Source organism: Kineosphaera limosa NBRC 100340 (assembly GCF_000298215.1).
GTDB classification, from domain to species: Bacteria; Actinomycetota; Actinomycetes; order Actinomycetales; family Dermatophilaceae; genus Kineosphaera; species Kineosphaera limosa.
The window spans coordinates 38610-54222 of sequence record NZ_BAHD01000030.1 but is presented as its reverse complement, the minus strand read 5'-3'; the positions used below and the strand labels follow the sequence as shown (position 1 = coordinate 54222).

Annotated in this window: 13 protein-coding genes and 1 pseudogene; 8 read left to right on the top strand and 6 right to left on the bottom strand. The window is 70.0% G+C overall.

Features of this window, described 5'->3' with window-relative positions; translation table 11 throughout:
* Positions 1-17: 17 nt before the first annotated feature.
* Together KILIM_RS09940 and KILIM_RS09935 are read right to left on the bottom strand one after the other, a co-directional pair.
* The gene (locus KILIM_RS09940) at positions 18-716 is read right to left on the bottom strand and encodes a DUF1003 domain-containing protein (RefSeq protein ID WP_006592537.1); all 699 of its coding nucleotides are present in this window, start codon (positions 714-716) and stop codon (positions 18-20) included.
* Positions 709-1986 (bottom strand): magnesium transporter MgtE N-terminal domain-containing protein, encoded by a 1278-nt coding sequence (locus KILIM_RS09935; protein WP_040562889.1) that lies wholly within the window; start codon positions 1984-1986, stop codon positions 709-711. The genes KILIM_RS09940 and KILIM_RS09935 overlap by 8 nt, the downstream gene beginning before the upstream one ends.
* A 253-nt stretch (positions 1987-2239) precedes the next feature.
* Between KILIM_RS09935 and KILIM_RS09930 the strand changes: the two genes are divergently transcribed.
* The 7 genes and pseudogenes from KILIM_RS09930 (at position 2240) to KILIM_RS09895 (ending at position 9303) form a co-directional block, all read left to right on the top strand.
* A complete protein-coding gene (locus KILIM_RS09930; protein WP_006592535.1) occupies positions 2240-3319 on the top strand; it encodes an HpcH/HpaI aldolase/citrate lyase family protein in 1080 nt (359 codons plus the stop codon).
* Between the two features lie 2 nt (positions 3320-3321).
* Positions 3322-4200 (top strand): HpcH/HpaI aldolase/citrate lyase family protein, encoded by an 879-nt coding sequence (locus tag KILIM_RS09925; RefSeq protein ID WP_006592534.1) that lies wholly within the window; start codon positions 3322-3324, stop codon positions 4198-4200.
* Positions 4201-4260: 60 nt separating this feature from the next.
* Positions 4261-5568: pseudogene (locus tag KILIM_RS09920) on the top strand (type II toxin-antitoxin system HipA family toxin).
* Positions 5569-5876: 308 nt separating this feature from the next.
* Entirely contained in the window at positions 5877-6647 is a 771-nt protein-coding gene (locus KILIM_RS09910; RefSeq protein WP_006592531.1) for a L,D-transpeptidase family protein, read from the top strand.
* Positions 6648-6770: 123 nt separating this feature from the next.
* Entirely contained in the window at positions 6771-7637 is an 867-nt protein-coding gene (locus KILIM_RS09905) for a hypothetical protein (protein WP_157551626.1), read from the top strand.
* On the top strand, positions 7634-7990 hold the full coding sequence (locus KILIM_RS09900) for a GntR family transcriptional regulator (protein WP_006592529.1): 357 nt from the start codon (positions 7634-7636) through the stop codon (positions 7988-7990). Before KILIM_RS09905 ends, KILIM_RS09900 begins: the two co-directional genes overlap by 4 nt.
* Before the next feature lie 116 nt (positions 7991-8106).
* Complete coding sequence (locus tag KILIM_RS09895; RefSeq protein ID WP_006592528.1) at positions 8107-9303, top strand: acyl-CoA dehydrogenase family protein; 1197 nt, start codon at positions 8107-8109, stop codon at positions 9301-9303.
* A 71-nt stretch (positions 9304-9374) separates the two neighbouring features.
* Here KILIM_RS09895 and KILIM_RS09890 read toward each other — a convergent pair whose 3' ends face one another.
* From KILIM_RS09890 to hutU, 4 genes are read right to left on the bottom strand one after another with little or no spacing between them, the layout of a single operon-like run.
* Positions 9375-10703, bottom strand: coding sequence for a YjiH family protein (locus tag KILIM_RS09890; RefSeq protein WP_006592527.1), 1329 nt, complete (start codon positions 10701-10703; stop codon positions 9375-9377).
* 26 nt (positions 10704-10729) lie between these two features.
* Entirely contained in the window at positions 10730-11494 is a 765-nt protein-coding gene (locus KILIM_RS09885; protein ID WP_006592526.1) for an IclR family transcriptional regulator, read from the bottom strand.
* A 4-nt stretch (positions 11495-11498) separates the two neighbouring features.
* Positions 11499-12710, bottom strand: coding sequence for an imidazolonepropionase (hutI, locus tag KILIM_RS09880; protein WP_006592525.1), 1212 nt, complete (start codon positions 12708-12710; stop codon positions 11499-11501).
* Positions 12710-14401, bottom strand: a complete 1692-nt coding sequence (hutU, locus tag KILIM_RS09875) for a urocanate hydratase (RefSeq protein ID WP_006592524.1) — start codon at positions 14399-14401, stop codon at positions 12710-12712. The genes hutI and hutU overlap by 1 nt, the downstream gene beginning before the upstream one ends.
* Positions 14402-14635: 234 nt before the next feature.
* Here hutU and hutG point away from each other — a divergent pair, with 234 nt between their 5' ends.
* Entirely contained in the window at positions 14636-15595 is a 960-nt protein-coding gene (gene hutG, locus KILIM_RS09870; protein ID WP_006592523.1) for a formimidoylglutamase, read from the top strand.
* Positions 15596-15613 lie beyond the last annotated feature (18 nt).

The following is a 15613-nucleotide window of genomic DNA, read 5'->3' as shown; positions in this document are numbered from 1 at the left end:
GCCACTCTATCGACGGCTCAGCTCGGCTGCCCGGGCCCCTTCGTCGCGGGGGGATTGTCGGTCGGGTGGTCGGCTGTGGTGTCGCTGGCTTTGGGCTTGGAGGCGCGCTCGGTCGCGGCGCCGTGCTCCTGGATGACGGGGATGGCCGACGTGTCGGTCGAGCGGCGCTTCTTGCGTTTGGGTTTGGCGGGGGCTGCGCCCTGGTCAGCGGGCCGGTCGTCGCTGCGCAGGTCCTCCCGGAGCTCGTCGAGCAGCTCGCGCAGTTCGGAGCGCACGTAGTCGCGGGTGGCCACGTCGCGCATGGCGATCCGCAGGGCGGCGACCTCGCGGGTCAGGTACTCGGTGTCGGCGAGGTTGCGTTCGTCGCGGCCGCGGTCCTGCTCGAGGCCGACGCGATCGCGGTCGTCCTGGCGGTTCTGGGCCAGCAGGATGAGCGGCGCGGCGTAGGAGGCCTGCAGCGACAGGATGAGCGTGAGCAGGGTGTAGTTCAGCGACCGCGGGTCGAACTGGAACGGCTCGGGCATCAGCGTGTTCCACATCAGCCAGGCGGTGACGAAACACGTCATGTAGAAGAGGAACTGGGCGGTGCCCATCCACCGGGCGAAGGCCTCGGCGATGATGCCGAAGCGCTCCTGATCGACGCCTTTGCCCGGCCAACTCAGGCGGCGGGACTCGCGGGGTTGGTCGAGCCGGCCGAACCGGCTGTCCTCAGTCATCGGTCACCTCGTGCCGCTCCTCGCGCCAGTCTTCGGGCAGCAGATGGTCGAGCACGTCGTCGACCGTCACCGCGCCGAGCAGGTGGTTGTCCTCGTCGACGATGGGTACCGAGACGAGGTTGTAGGTGGCCAGGCTGCGGGCGACCTTGCCGATGGAGGCGTCCGGGCCGAGCACCTCGATGCCCTTGTCGAGAATGGCGCCGACCACCCCGTGCGGCGGCTCGCGCAGCAGCCGTTGGATGTGCACGACGCCCAGATAGCGCCCGGTCGGGGTCTCCAGCGGTGCGCGGCACACGTAGACGGTGGCCGCCATGGCGGTGGAGATCTCGGCGCGTCGCACGAGGGCCAGCGCCTCGGCGATCGTCGCCTCCGGCGGCAGGATGACCGGCTCGGTCGTCATGAGGCCACCGGCAGTGTCCTCTTCGTACGTCAGCAGTCGACGGATGTCGGCGGCCTCGTCGGGCTCCATGAGCTGCAGGTAGCGCTCCTGGGCCTCCGGCGGCAGCTCGGAGAGCAGGTCGGCGGCGTCGTCGGGCTGCATGGCCTCGAGCACGTCGGCGGCCCGGTCGGAGGCGAGCGCGGCCAGGATCGGCACCTGGTCGTCCTCGGGGAGCTCTTCGAGGACGTCGGCCAGCTTCTCGTCGTCGAGGGCTGCGGCGACCTGGATGCGCCGGTCGGGACGCAGGTCGCGGATGAGTTCGGCCAGGTCGGCGGCCTTGAGGTCGTCGTAGCTGGCGAGCAGGCTCGCGGCGCCCTGGCCGGCGTCGACGGTCAGGAGGCCGACGACGTCCTCGATCGGCACGACCGCGGTCTCGCCGCGGCGCCGGCCGAGACCGCCGAAGGTGCGGGCGCCATCGCCCTTGCGAACGAAGGCCTTGACCACGGACCAGTCGCGCAGCCGCTCCTTCTCGATGGCGAGGTCTTCGACGAGGGCCTCGTACGTGCCGGTGGGCTCGTCGGGATCGCGCACGGTGACCGAGCGGTCGAAGACTTCGCCGATGACCAGCGTCTCGTTGGGTCGCTGCTCGAACCGGCGCATGTTGACCAGGCCAGTCGTGATGACCTGACCGGCGTCGATGTTCGTGACCCGAGTCATCGGCACGAACACGCGACGTTTGCCGGGCACCTCGACGGCCAGGCCGATGACCCGCGGCCGGTGGCGGCGCGGGGAGACGGTGACGATGACGTCGCGCACTCGACCCACCTGATCACCAAGGGGGTCGAAGACGGACAGGCTCGCCAACCGCGAGACGAAGACGCGCGAGCTCACGGGCCCAGGCTACCTGTGGCTTTGCCGTGCCCCGGCCATCGCGCGGCCTTCGGTCGAGTTGTCGTTTCTCGGATCGAGGCGTCCCTGCGTCGCCTCGATTGGCGGCCCGAAACGACGACTCGACGTCACCATGCCCGGGGCGCAACTGCGCCGATTGGGGTAACGGCGCGGGTGGGCGTGATTAGAGTCGTGGGTGGGATCCCAGTCGCCGTTTGTCGACCCGCCCGCGATGCCTTAAGGAGGCCCTATCCCGATGCGCAGCGCCAAGGACTTCTTCGCCCCACTGGCCGTGGGGGCACCCCAACCCGTGCGTGAGGTGCCGGCCCGGCCGACCCGCATGATCCACTTCTTCGACCCGAGCAACCCCAAGATGGCGGCCAAGGTGCCGGACATGATCGGCACGGTCGACGTGCTGCTGGGCAACCTCGAGGATGCGGTGAAGGCCGACAACAAGCTGGCCGCCCGGCAGGGGCTCGTCGACATCGCCAAGGCCACCGACTTCGGCCCGACGCAGCTGTGGACGCGGATCAACGCGCTCGACAGCCCGTGGGTGCTGGACGACCTGACGACGCTGGTGACCGAGATCGGCGACAAGCTCGACGTCATCATGGTGCCCAAGGTGCAGGGCGCCGAGGACATCCACTACATCGACCGGCTGCTAGCGCAGTTGGAGGCCAAGGCGGGGCTGACCAGGCCGATCCTCGTGCACGCGATCCTGGAGACGGCGCGCGGCATGGTCAACGTCGAGGAGATCTGCGGCGCTAGCCCGCGCATGCAGGGCATCTCGCTCGGCCCGGCCGACCTGGCCGCGGACCGCAAGATGAAGACGACGCGCGTGGGCGGCGGGCACCCCGGGTACCTCGTGCGGCAGGACCCGGTCGACGGCGACATCCAGGGGCAGCGCAGCACCTACCAGCAGGATCTGTGGCACTACACGGTCGCGCGGATGGTCGACGCGTGCGCGATGCACGGCATCTACGCCTACTACGGCCCGTTCGGCGACATCAAGGATGTCGTGGCGTGCGAGGACCAGTTCCGCAACGCCTTCCTGCTGGGGTGCGTGGGCACGTGGACGCTGCACCCGGCGCAGATCGCGATCGCCCGCAAGGTGTTCAGCCCCGACCCGGCCGACGTGGCGCACGCCTACCGGGTCAAGGCGGCGATGGGCGACGGCACGGGCGCGGTGATGCTCGACGGCAAGATGGAGGACGACGCCTCCCTCAAGCAGTGCCTCGTGATGGTGGAGTTGGCGCAGCAGCTCGGCGCGATCGATCCGGAGCTGGGCGAGCAGTACGAGGCCGCCCGGGCGTCCGTCGCGGACCAGGAGGCGTGATCATGACACAGCAGACGACCTTCCGGCCCCGCCGTTCGGTGCTCTACATGCCGGCTTCGAACGAGCGGGCGCTGGCCAAGGCGGCGACCCTGCCGTGCGACGGGCTGATCCTCGACCTCGAGGACGCCGTGGCACCCGACGCCAAGGACGTCGCCCGCGAGCAGGCGTGCGCCGCGGCGCAAACGGGCGACTACGGGCGCCGCGAGGTGACGATCCGCATCAACGCGATCGGCACCCAGTGGCACGAGGCGGACCTGGCGGCGGCGGCCAAGGCCGGCCCGGACGCCATCGCCGTGCCCAAGGTCAACTCGGCGGCCGAGGTGCTGGCGCTGGTCGAGGCCATGGAGCGGGCTGGCGCGCCGGATCACACAACGTTGTGGGCGATGGTCGAGACGCCGATCGCGATGCTGCGCTGCCACGAGATCGCGTCGGCCTCACCGCGCCTGTCGGTGTTGGTGATGGGCACGAACGACCTGGTCAAGGAGCTGTACGCCGAGCACGTGCCCGGCCGCGAGCCGCTGCTGGCTGCGCTCGGCACCGCGCTACTCGGGGCCCGCGCGGCGGGTAAGGCGATTCTCGACGGCGTCTACAACGACGTGAAGAACACCGAGGGCTTCCTCGCCGAGTGCGCCCAGGGACGCCAGATGGGCTTCGACGGCAAGACGCTCATCCACCCCGGCCAGGTCGCCGGCGCCAATGAGGCCTTCGCCCCCAGCGAGCAGGCCATCACCGACGCCCGCGGCGTGCTGGAGGCGTGGGAGGCGGGCGGCAGCGGCGGCGTCGTCACGTACAACGGCCGCCTCATCGAGAACCTGCACGTCGAGTCCGCCCAGCGCATCCTCACCATGCATGAGGCCATCCAGGCGCTCGAGGAGGCCTGAGTCCGGGTTGTACGTAAATCTGCACAAGGGCGGTGTTGTGCAGATTTACGCACATCCGCGATGTCGATGTCGGAAGGCCCAATGGAGTCTCTGGCAGTTCACCTCTGCGGGACGCACGTTGCCGACATCACCCGTGGACGTGCACCCAATCGGCTCCACTGGTCGTGGACACCGTTGGCGGCCGACCGTTGGGGGCTCGGTGCGCGAGTTGTCTCACATGGGTTCGCGATCGGGCAGCCGGTCCACGACCTGCTAGTCGGAGCATTCGTCGAGGGGCTGCTACCTGAGGGCGCCGCCCGCATCCACTACGCCGTCAACGCAGGAATCGAGCCCGGGGATCTGTTCGCCCTGCTGGATCGGTATGGGTGGGACACTCCTGGGGCTCTCGTGATTGGACCCGACCCGGCGGGACTCGCGAGTTCGGCCGGCTACGTGTCGATCCGGCTCAACGACAGCGACGTGCGTTCGCTACTCGATAAGGCCGACTCGTCGAATGCAGGCGGGACGACCTCGCCTATCCTGCCCGGGTTCGTGCCCAAGATCGCTTTGTCGCGCGCGGACGACGGCACCTGGCTGCTTCCCCCGGCGGGGGTGCCGTCCACGTGGATTCTCAAGGTGGCCCATCCCGCGGACAGTGTTGCGGCCGACGTTGTGGATACCGAAGCACTCTGCCTCGATCTGGGTCGGCGGATCGGTGTGACCACCGTTCAGGCGTCGGTGCTCGACTTCGATGGCCGCCGAGCTATCGCCGTCTCTCGCTACGACCGCGTGCTCGTCGATGGCCGCGTGCAGCGGATCCATGAGGAGGACCTGGCGCAAGTCTTCGGGTTGAACACGGCTGATCCGGCGCGCAAATTCCAGCGTGGCCGGACATTGCCGTCCTGGCGAGAGGGCGCGCGTGCGCTCGGCCAGGACGGAGGGCGGATCGGCCCGATGGCGCGCCTTGTGACGTTCTAGTACCTCGTGGGCAACGCCGATCACCATGCCAAGAACACCTCGATCCTGCGGCTTCCCGATGGCACAGTGTCGGTCGCCCCCGCATACGACGTGGCCGTGCATCTGCATCATCCCGGGGGCTATCGGACGGCGTTGGATCTGGCCGGTGAGTCGGACTTCGCCCAGCTGTCGATCCAGAGTGTGGTCGAGGAGATCAGGACATGGGGCGTGTCCCGGGAGCGCGCGGAGCCTGTCGTTCACGATGTCGTGACGCAGTTGGGGCGGGCCCTAGAGGAGGTCGACCGGACGGCGCATCCGGGAGTCACCCCGGAGGTCTGGCGGCTGCTCGCCGACCGAGTGGCCCAGGCGCGCTCGGCGTTCGACGCGGCTGGTTGGTTGCGTTTGAGGGCCAAACCGACCCAGCGCGACTGACTGGGCAACGGCTGCCCGCACTGGACAATCGCTGACCCCACTGGGCAACTGCTCGAGCAGTAGTCCAGTCGGTTGGCGGGTGCCCAGTCGCGGTTGCGGTTGTCCAGTGGGCCGGGCGCCGCCCGCCGGGAAGGCGGGGGCAGTGGCCGGGCAAATCGTTGCGCAGACGTGAGGGAATCGTGAACGGTCTGTGAGTTCGGACGACTATTCTGAACGCGTGTCCTGCACAAGGGCGCTGGTCGAGGCGATTCGCGCGCGGCCGGGGGTCCGCACCGGGGGTGCGGCGAGAAAGTACCGGGGGGTACCTCATGCGTAAGTCATCAGTTCTGTCCATCGCCGTCGGCTCGGCCGTCGCGCTCGTTCCCTTTGTCGCGGTAGCGCCCGCGCAGGCCGCGGCGCCGACGAGGGCACCGGCAGTCACTGCGCCCGCAGCCGTGCAGGCGGCCGTGCACACTGCCAGCTCGCCCGAACGCAAGCCCGGGAGCACGAAGGCGACGCCGCGCGTGAACCCGCCGCTGCTGCGCCTCGGGGCCACCGGGCCCGCAGTGACGTCGCTGCAGACGGAGCTCGGCACGAAGGGGTACTGGTCCGGCAAACCCTCGGGGCGCTACGACCACTCCACCGCGCAGGCCGTCATGGCGGTCCAGAAGGTCGCCGGGTTGGGCCGCGACGGGGTGGCCGGGCCGGCGACCCGCGCCGCGCTCGACAAGGGGGTCATGCCGAAGGCCCGGAGCACGAAGGGTCGCGTGCTCGAGATCGACCTGCAGCGCCAGATCATGCTGCTGGTCGTCGACGGCAAGGTGACGTCGGTCATCAACACGAGCACCGGCACCAAAGCCACCCCCACGCCCAAGGGCACCTACCGCGTGTTCCGGCAGATCAACCGCTGGCACACCGCGCCGCTCGGCAAGCTCTACCGCCCCAAGTACTTCTTCCGCGGCTACGCCGTGCACGGTGTCGCCGACGGCAGCATCCCCGGCCGGCCCGCCTCCCACGGCTGCGCCCGCGTCAGCACCAAGGCCATGGACATGCTGTGGAACGGTGGCCTGCGAATCGGCGATCAGGTCCGCGTCTACTGACGTGCGGTGAGTCAGTCCGTCGACCTGTCGCAGTGGGACCCCAGTGACGCCTAGCCCCTTGTCCAACTCAGTCGCACCGCCTATTGTCGTGTTTGTAGTGCGACATTAAGCGAGGTGGTGGCGGTGCAGGAGACGTCGCTTGTGGCGGTGGCCGTCTTCATGCTGGTGATCGCCGTGGTCGACGCCTGGCGGATCCCCGACCGGGAGCGAGTCGCCGTGCTTCGTCTCGTGCGTCGCGGCATGCCCGAGCCGACCGATCCAGAGGCTCTCGTGGCGCGGCGAGCTCGGCAGCGTCGGTGGCTTTCGCTCGGTTCGGCGGCCGGTCTGTCGGGATACCTGCTGGTCGCGGCGCTGGTCGGTATCGAGGCTCCGATCGTCCCCTGGGCTCTGCTCGCTGCGGCGCTGTGGTTCGCGATGCTCAGCGCCGGGTGCGCGCTGCTGGCCAAGCCCCCAGGAGCCGAGCCTCGAGTGGCGCGTCTCGTGTCGCGTCGGCTGCGTGACTACGTGCCGTGGTGGCTCGGTGCTCCGGCTGACCTCCTCGTGCTGGCGCCCATGGCCCTCGGTGGCCTCGCCCTGGCCTCGGGAGGTCAGCGCCCAGCTCCCTGGTGGTTCGCCCTGGGGTGCTTGCCCACTGTGCTCGTCCTGGCAGGGCTCGCGGCCTGGACCCGTCGCCTCGTCACCGTCCCCACCAGCAGCGCCGACAGCGCCACGCTGCTCTGGACCGAACTGGAGCGGGCACGCGGTATACGTGACGTCGTCACGGCGCGCATCATGACGGCGGTCCTGGCGACCATGACCCTCTTCAATGCCTGGTACGGGGCTGCGGGCTTCGAGCTGCCAGCGGCGATGGTGCCCATCGCCTGGGCCGCCGGCCTCACCGGCCTGGCACTGGTCGTCCTGGCCGTGGTCTCCACCTGGGTCGAGGAGTCGTCGATAGGCCCCACCGCGCAAGGACCGCGAGCGAGCCTGCGGCAAGGTGGTGTCTCGTGATCATCGAGTTGGACCGGGCGAGCGGAGCGGCGCCCTACGAACAGATCCGCGACCAGATCGTCGCGGGCATCGTCTCCGGGGAGCTGGCGACCGGGGCCCGGTTGCCGACCGTGCGTCAACTCGCCGCCGACCTCGGGGTCGCCGTCAACACCGTCGCCAAGGCCTACAAGCAGTTGGAGAGTGAGGGGCACGTCGCCGCGCGCAGCCGGGCCGGCACGGTGGTGCTGGGCGCGAAAGACGGACCCCGCGCCGACGAGACGCAAGCCGCGGCGCTGCTGTTCGCCTCCGCTGCCCGTCGGGGCGGCCTCGACCTCGACCAGGCCGTGGGCGTGCTCCGGCGGGCCTGGTCGTAGCGGGCTGGTCACAGGCAGTGAATCTCGCGCACGTCTGAGTGGTTCGACCGCGCACCCTCCCGGCGTTCGGCATACTGAGCGAAGTACGCATCGACCACGCAGTGAAGGGTGGCTCCATGTCCCGCCTCCAGCAGACCGACGGCCTGACCGAAGAGCAGGCCGAGCTCATCAAACTCGTCCGCGAGTTCGTCGACGAGCAGATCATCCCCGTCGCCACGCAGCTGGAGCACAAGGACGAGTACCCCACCGACATCGTCGAGGGCATGAAGGAGATGGGGATCTTCGGCCTGATGATCCCCGAGGAGTACGGCGGGCTGGGGGAGTCGCTGCTCACCTACGCGCTGTGCGTCGAGGAGATCGCGCGCGGCTGGATGAGCGTCTCCGGCATCATCAACACCCACTTCATCGTCGCCTACATGCTGCTGCAGCACGGCACCGACGAGCAGAAGCAGCGGTACCTGCCGAAGATGGCGACCGGGGAGATCCGCGGCGCGTTCAGCATGAGCGAGCCGGGCTGCGGCTCCGACGTCTCCGGGATCAAGACCAAGGCCGTCGCCGGCGAGGGCGACGAGTGGACGATCAACGGCCAGAAGATGTGGCTGACCAACGGCGGCAGCGCGAACCTCGTCGCGGTCCTCGTCAAGACCGACACCGGCGCCGACTCCGTCTACCGCAACATGACGACCTTCCTCATCGACAAGGAGCCCGGCTTCGGGCAGACCGCCCAGGGCGTCACGGTGCCCGGCAAGATCGAGAAGATGGGCTACAAGGGCGTCGACACCACCGAGCTCGTGTTCGAGGGCCACCAGACGAGCACCGCGCAGATCCTCGGCGGAGTGCCCGGCAAGGGTTTTTACCAGATGATGGACGGCGTCGAGGTCGGCCGCGTCAACGTCGCCGCCCGCGCGTGCGGACTGTCGCGGCGCGCGTTCGAGCTCGGCATCGCCTACGCCCAGCAGCGCGAGACCTTCGGCAAGAAGATTGCCGAGCACCAGGCCGTGATGTTCCGCCTCGCCGACATGGCGACCAAGGTCGAGGCCGCCCACCAGATGATGGTCAAGGCCGCCCGCATGAAGGACAAGGGCGAGCGCAACGACCTCGAGGCCGGTATGGCCAAGTACCTGGCCAGCGAGTACTGCGCGGAGGTCGTCGAGGACTCCTTCCGCATTCACGGCGGCTACGGCTACTCCAAGGAGTACGAGATCGAGCGGCTCTACCGCGAGGCCCCGATGCTGCTCATCGGTGAGGGCACCGCCGACATCCAGCGGATGATCATCGGGCGACGCCTGCTGGAGGACTACAAGCTGCGCTGACCCCACGCTCTTGTGTGCGATGACCATCGCGGCCCCCGGAGAACTCCAGGGGCCGTGAGGTGTTTCCCGCGCTAGAACAGCAGGTGGGCCACCGGGATGGTGATGATGAGGCTGACGACGACGCGGGCGAACCAGATGGCCATGAGGCGGGGAATCGAGAACGGGATCTGGGTGCCGACGATGCTGGGCACCATCGCGGAGAAGAAGATGATCTGCGAGACGCAGACGACGGCCACGACGTACTTGACCTTCACCACCGAATCCACGACGAGCGCGGCGGGCAGGAACATCTCCGAGACGCCGAGCGCGGCGGCCTTGGCCACGAGCATCGGGTCGGGGATCGCCAGCAGAGCCGTGATCGGGTAGAAGAGGTAGGCCATGACGTCGAACAGCGGCGTGTACGTGGCCAGCACGAGGCCCAGCAGACCGATCGACAGGATCGAGGGCAGCACGGCCATCGCCATGAGGACGCCGTCGCGCAAGTTCGTCAGGATCGTGCGGCCCACGCCGGGGTCGGCGGCCACCGTCGCCCGGGCCTGCTGCCACGCGGCGGCCAGCTTGCTGCCCTGCACGTCTTCCTCCGGCTGCGGCGTGGTGCCGGGCGCGTAGTCCTCCGGCTCCCGCGACAGCGGCCACAGGCGCACGGTGACGGCCGTGACGAGGAACGTGATGACGAGCGTGGACCAGAAGTACAGGCTCCAGTGCTGCATCAGGTCGAGCGCGTTGGCCACCACGATCATGAACGTCGCGGAGACGGTGGAGAAGCCCGTCGCGATGATCATCGCCTCACGCTGGTTGTACTTGCCCTCGAGGTAGACGCGGTTGGTGATGAGCAGCGCCAGGGAGTACGAGCCGACGAAGCTGGCCACCGCGTCGATCGCCGAGCGTCCCGGGGTGCGGAACAACGGCATCATGATCGGGCGCACCAGCACGCCGACGAACTCCATGAGGCCGTAGCCGACGAGCAGCGCCAGGAACACCGCGCCGATCGGCACGAGCAGCCCGACGGGGATGACCAGGGAGTTGAGCAGGAACGGGCCCATCCCCTCCTCGAACAGCCAGGCCGGGCCGATCCCGAACACGAGCATGATGCCGACGACGAGACCCACGACCCGCGCTATGGTGAACACGAGTTCGGTGGTCGTGCGCCGCCAGCGACCCGCGACGAACGGGTAGATCGCGCCGGCGGCGATGAGCAGCAACGCGTACGCGGGCAGCAGGTCGGGCACGGCCCGGCGGACGGCACCCACGATGTGGTCCAGCGGAATCGTGCTGCGCTCGCCGAGCGTGATGGGGACGAAGAACATGAAGATGCCGATGGCCGACAGGACGAAGAACTTCCACATCGGCACGGACGCCGGGGTGGTGGCCTCGTCGGCTGGGGTCGGTTGCGGGCCCATGGTGCTCCTTGGTTCGGGCTGGGTGATCAGGCAGGTGGGCGGCGGCGCTCGAGGCGGGCCTCGATGGTGGCGGCGGTGCGCCGCACCTGCTCGGCAACCCTCTCGATCTCGGGCTCGCCGGTGCCCAGGGGAAAGGTGACGGCCACCGAGGCGGCCGGATGCCCGGCGCTGTCGAGGACCGGGGCCGCGACCGAGCCGAGACCCGTGGAGACCAGTTCGGTCTCGCGGGCGTAGCCGCGGGCGCGGATGGAAGCCAGTTCGCGGCGCAACTCGCTGACCGTCGCCGGGCCGTTGTCGTTGCGGTCGACCAGCGCCTCCTTCGACGGATACAGCGCGCTGATCTGCGCCGACGTCAGCCGGGAGAGCATCGCGCAGCCGCTCGCGGTCAGCTCGGCGGGCAGCCGCACCCCGACATCGGTGATGAGCCGGGGCCGGCCTTTGACCCGCTCCTCGATGACGTACAGCACGTCCTTGCCGTGCAGCACAGAAAGATGTGCGTTATGGCCCAGAGCATCGGCCAGCGCTGCGAGCAGCGGCCCCGCGACGCGCTGGAGGGGGGCCTGCCGCTGGTACGCCCACGACAGCTCGTGGGCGGCCGGGCCCAGGGCGTACCCCAGGTCGGGAACGTGTACGACGTAACCGTGCGCGGCCATGGTCGACAGCACCCGATAGGTGGTCGAGCGCGGAATGGACAACTCCCGCCCCAACGCGACAGCCGAGCGGGGGCCTGCCGCCCGCGCCAGGGCGTCCAGGATCCGCAGGGCGTGCGCGACCGCGGGGCTGGCGTCCATCTGCTCAGGCTCCGGCGACTCGGTGACCCGACCGCCACACGCCCCACGTCAGCGGCATCCCCGGCCGGTAGGCCAGGTGAGTCGCCGACGGGGCGTCGAGCACGTGCAGGTCGGCGCGGGCGCCGACTGCCAGCGTGCCGACGGGAGTCCGATCGTCGCCCTGGGCGGCGACGCTGCGCACATCCCGGCGCAGCGCCCGGGCGCCGCCGTAGGTCGCCGCGAGCACCGTCTCCTCGACGGTGAGCCGCATCTGCAGCACTGCGGTCGCGACACAGAAGTTCATCGACGAGGTGTAGCTCGTGCCGGGATTGCAGTTCGAGGCGATGGCCACGGTCGCGCCGGCGTCGAGCAGCGCCCGCCCGGGAGCCAGCGGCGCCCGGGTCGACAGGTCGCACGCCGGGAGGATCGTGGCCACCGTGTCGGAGGAAGCCAGCGCCTCGATGTCGGTGTCCGTGACGTAGTTGACGTGGTCGACGCTCGCCGCGCCCAACTCGACCGCCAACGCGACCCCGCCGCTGTGCCCCAACTGGTTGCCGTGCACGCGCAGGCCCAAACCGGCCTCTGCGCACGCCTGCAGCACCCGGCGGGACTGCTCGGGGGTGAACGCGCCCTCCTCGCAGAAGACGTCGGCCCAGGTCACGTACGGCCGCACGGCCTGCAGCATCGCGCCGCACACCAGGTCGACGTACTCGTCGGCGTCGACCGGCTGCCCGTCCGGCCCGGTGGGCACCAGGTGCGCCCCGAGGTAGGTGACCTCGTCGACCAGCCCGGCGGCGAGGCGCGCGGCCCGCGCCTCCTGCTCGACGTTCAAGCCGTAACCGGTCTTGGTCTCCAGGTAGGTCGTGCCGCCGGCCGTCGCGTCGCGCACCCGCCCGGCGACGAGTGCGGCCAGCTCCTCGTCACTGGCCTCGCGGGTGGCCGCGGTCGTCACCCCGATGCCGCCCGCGGCGTAGGCCTGCCCGGCCATGCGGGCGGCGAACTCGGCCGCCCGATCGCCCGCGAACACCAGGTGGCTGTGCGAGTCGACCCAGCCGGGGAGCACGGCCCGACCCTCGACATCCGTCCGGCGATCGGCCTCCGGGGCCTGTGCGGCGGGCCCGAGCCAGGCGATGCGGCCGTCGTCGACCACGAGGGTGGCGTCGGGCACGAAGGCCCGCTCCTCGTCGGGGTCGGCGGTCCACAGCTCGCCGATCCCGACGAGCAGCTCGCTGCTCATCAGCCCTCCTGCATCGGGATGCGTACCCCGCGCTCGCGGGCGACCTCGTCGGCGCGCTCGTAGCCGGCGTCGACGTGCCGAATGACGCCCATGCCCGGGTCGTTGGTCAGCAGCCGGGAGAGCTTCTCGGCCGCGAGCTCGGTGCCGTCGGCGACGCCGACCTGCCCGGCGTGGATCGAGCGGCCGATGCCGACGCCGCCGCCGTGGTGGATCGAGACCCATGTGGCGCCCGAGCTCGTGGCGGTCAGCGCGTTGAGCAGCGGCCAATCGGCGATAGCGTCCGATCCGTCCTTCATCGCCTCGGTCTCGCGGTAGGGCGAGGCGACCGAGCCGCAGTCCAGGTGGTCGCGGCCGATGACGATCGGCGCCTTGACCTTGCCGCTTGCGACAAGCTCGTTGAACAGCTGTCCGGCGCGGTGGCGCTCGCCGTAGCCCAGCCAGCAGATGCGGGCCGGCAGGCCCTCGAACTCCACGTACTCACCGGCCGCGTCGAGCCAGCGGTGCAGGTGCTCGTTGTCGGGGAACAGCTCCTTGATGGCCTCGTCGGTCACGCGGATGTCCTCGGGGTCGCCCGAGAGCGCGACCCAGCGGAACGGGCCCATCCCCTCACAGAACAGTGGGCGAATGTAGGCCGGCACGAAGCCGGGGAAGCCGAACGCGCGGTCGTAGCCGGCGTGCCGGGCCTCGTCGCGGATCGAGTTGCCGTAGTCGAACACCTCGGCACCCTCGTCGCCGAACTCGACCATCGCCTGCACCTGCGCGGCCATCGACTCGCGGGCCTTCTTCGTGAAGCCCTCTTCGTCGGCCTGGGCCTCGCGCTCCCACTCCTGCATCGTGTACTCCACCGGCAGGTAGGAGAGGGGGTCGTGGGCGCTGGTCTGGTCGGTGACGACGTCGACGAAGAACTCACCGGCGCGCTGGCGGCGCAGCAGCTCGGGGAAGACCTGCGCCGCGTTGCCGACGAGGCCCACCGACAGGGCGCGCCGCTCCCGCTTGGCCGCCAACACCTTCTCCAGGGCGGCGTCGAGGTCGGTCTCGACCTCGTCGAGGTAGCGCTTGGCGCGCCGGCGCTCGAGCCGCGTCTGGTCGACGTCGACGATGAGCACGGCACCGCCGTTGAGCGTCACGGCCAGCGGCTGCGCGCCACCCATGCCGCCGCACCCGCCGGTCAGGGTCAAGGTGCCGGCCAGCGTCGGCTCGCTGATGCGGCCGTCGCGGTGCATGGCGGCGGCGACCGCGGCGAACGTCTCGTAGGTGCCCTGCAGAATGCCCTGGGTCGCGATGTAGATCCACGAACCGGCGGTCATCTGGCCGTACATCATGAGGCCTTCGGCCTCGAGCTTGCGGAACTCCGGCCACGTCGCCCAGTCGCCGACCAGGTTGGAGTTGGCCAGCAGAACCCTTGGGGCCCAACGGTTCGTGCGGAAGATGCCGACGGGCTTGCCGGACTGTACGAGCAGCGTCTCGTCGTCCTCCAGGTCGCGCAGCGAGCGCACGATGGCGTCGAACGCATCCCACGAGCGGGCGGCGCGGCCGGTGCCGCCGTAGACGACCAGGTCGTCGGGGCGCTCGGCGACCTCGGGGTCGAGGTTGTTCATGAGCATCCGCAGCGGGGCTTCGGTCTGCCAGGACTTGGCGGACAACTGCGTGCCGCGGGGGGCACGGACTTCACGGGCGCCGGGGAGGGCCATGGGGACTCCTTCGTCTCGTCGTTGTGGCGGGGAGCTCGCGGTGACGGTCACCGCGTTCGGCTCTTGCCTCTCATCTCAGCGTGTGTCGGCGGGCGGGAACAGACGTGGAACCACCGCATCGTCCCAAATATGGGATGCCCGTGGTGGGCCGGTGCTGCATGTCGGCCGCTGTGATCGACAGGATGGTGTGGGAGACGAGCGCACGTCGCTGAGCACCGACGCAGGGAGAACGGCATGACCATCCCGACCGACCCGACGCTGTGGACCGGACGAATCGACGGCGAGGGGCCCGAGCACGCGCGCTGGCACCAGCGCGTGTCGCTCATCGACCCGACCGATACGACCTCGGGCGATGTGGCCCTCGTGGGCTTCGCCTCACAGGAGGGGGTGCGCCGCAACAAGGGTCGCCCGGGTGCGGCCGCCGGCCCCGATGCGCTGCGGCGGGCGCTCGCATCGCTGCCCCTCCACACCGACGCGGCCATCGATGACCTGGGCACCGTGACCCTCGACGGGGAAGACCTTGAGGGTGCCCAGCAAGCGCTAGGGGAGGCGGTGGCGCGGGCCCTGCGCACCCATCGACTCGTCGTGGTGCTCGGCGGTGGCCACGAGACGGCCTTCGGTAGCTATCTGGGCTGGTCGGCGGCCATGGGCGAGCAGCGGGTGGGCATCCTGAACCTCGATGCGCACTTCGACCTGCGGGAGGCGCCGCGCGCCAGCTCGGGCACCCCGTTTCTGCAGGCCGCGCGGGCGCAGGCCGCGGCGGGCCGCGACTTTCGGTACGCCGTGCTCGGCATCAGCGAGGCCGCCAACACCGCCGCCCTGTTCGACACGGCCCGGGCCCTGAACGTGCCGTGGCTGCTGGACCACGACTGCCAGCCGGGCCGGTCGGCGCAGATCGCCGAGTTCGTGGCGCGGTTCATGGCCGATCTCGACGTCGTGCACCTGACGATCGACCTCGACGTGCTGCCCGCCGCGGTGGCGCCCGGCGTCAGCGCTCCCGCGGCCTACGGCGTGCCGGTGGAGACGATTGTGCAGGTGTGCCGACAGGTCGCCGGCAGCGGCAAACTCGCCCTCGTCGACGTCGTCGAACTGTGCCCGCCGCTAGATCAGGATTCCCGGACGGCCCGAACGGCGGCCCGGCTCGTCCACGAGATCGTGCACGGCCTGGCTCCGATACCTGACGCGGCCCTCTGACTCGGGACTCCCGAGCCG

Excerpts from the sequence above, each read along its gene's own strand:
- KILIM_RS09895 (WP_006592528.1), top strand. The coding sequence starts at position 8,107 with ATGTCCCGCCTCCAGCAGACCGACGGCCTGACCGAAGAGCAGGCCGAG.
- KILIM_RS09910 (WP_006592531.1), top strand. The coding sequence starts at position 5,877 with ATGCGTAAGTCATCAGTTCTGTCCATCGCCGTCGGCTCGGCCGTCGCG.
- hutG (WP_006592523.1), top strand. The coding sequence starts at position 14,636 with ATGACCATCCCGACCGACCCGACGCTGTGGACCGGACGAATCGACGGC.
- KILIM_RS09885 (WP_006592526.1), bottom strand. The coding sequence starts at position 11,494 with ATGGACGCCAGCCCCGCGGTCGCGCACGCCCTGCGGATCCTGGACGCC.
- hutU (WP_006592524.1), bottom strand. The coding sequence starts at position 14,401 with ATGGCCCTCCCCGGCGCCCGTGAAGTCCGTGCCCCCCGCGGCACGCAG.
- KILIM_RS09925 (WP_006592534.1), top strand. The coding sequence starts at position 3,322 with ATGACACAGCAGACGACCTTCCGGCCCCGCCGTTCGGTGCTCTACATG.
- KILIM_RS09930 (WP_006592535.1), top strand. The coding sequence starts at position 2,240 with ATGCGCAGCGCCAAGGACTTCTTCGCCCCACTGGCCGTGGGGGCACCC.
- KILIM_RS09890 (WP_006592527.1), bottom strand. The coding sequence starts at position 10,703 with ATGGGCCCGCAACCGACCCCAGCCGACGAGGCCACCACCCCGGCGTCC.
- hutI (WP_006592525.1), bottom strand. The coding sequence starts at position 12,710 with ATGAGCAGCGAGCTGCTCGTCGGGATCGGCGAGCTGTGGACCGCCGAC.
- KILIM_RS09940 (WP_006592537.1), bottom strand. The coding sequence starts at position 716 with ATGACTGAGGACAGCCGGTTCGGCCGGCTCGACCAACCCCGCGAGTCC.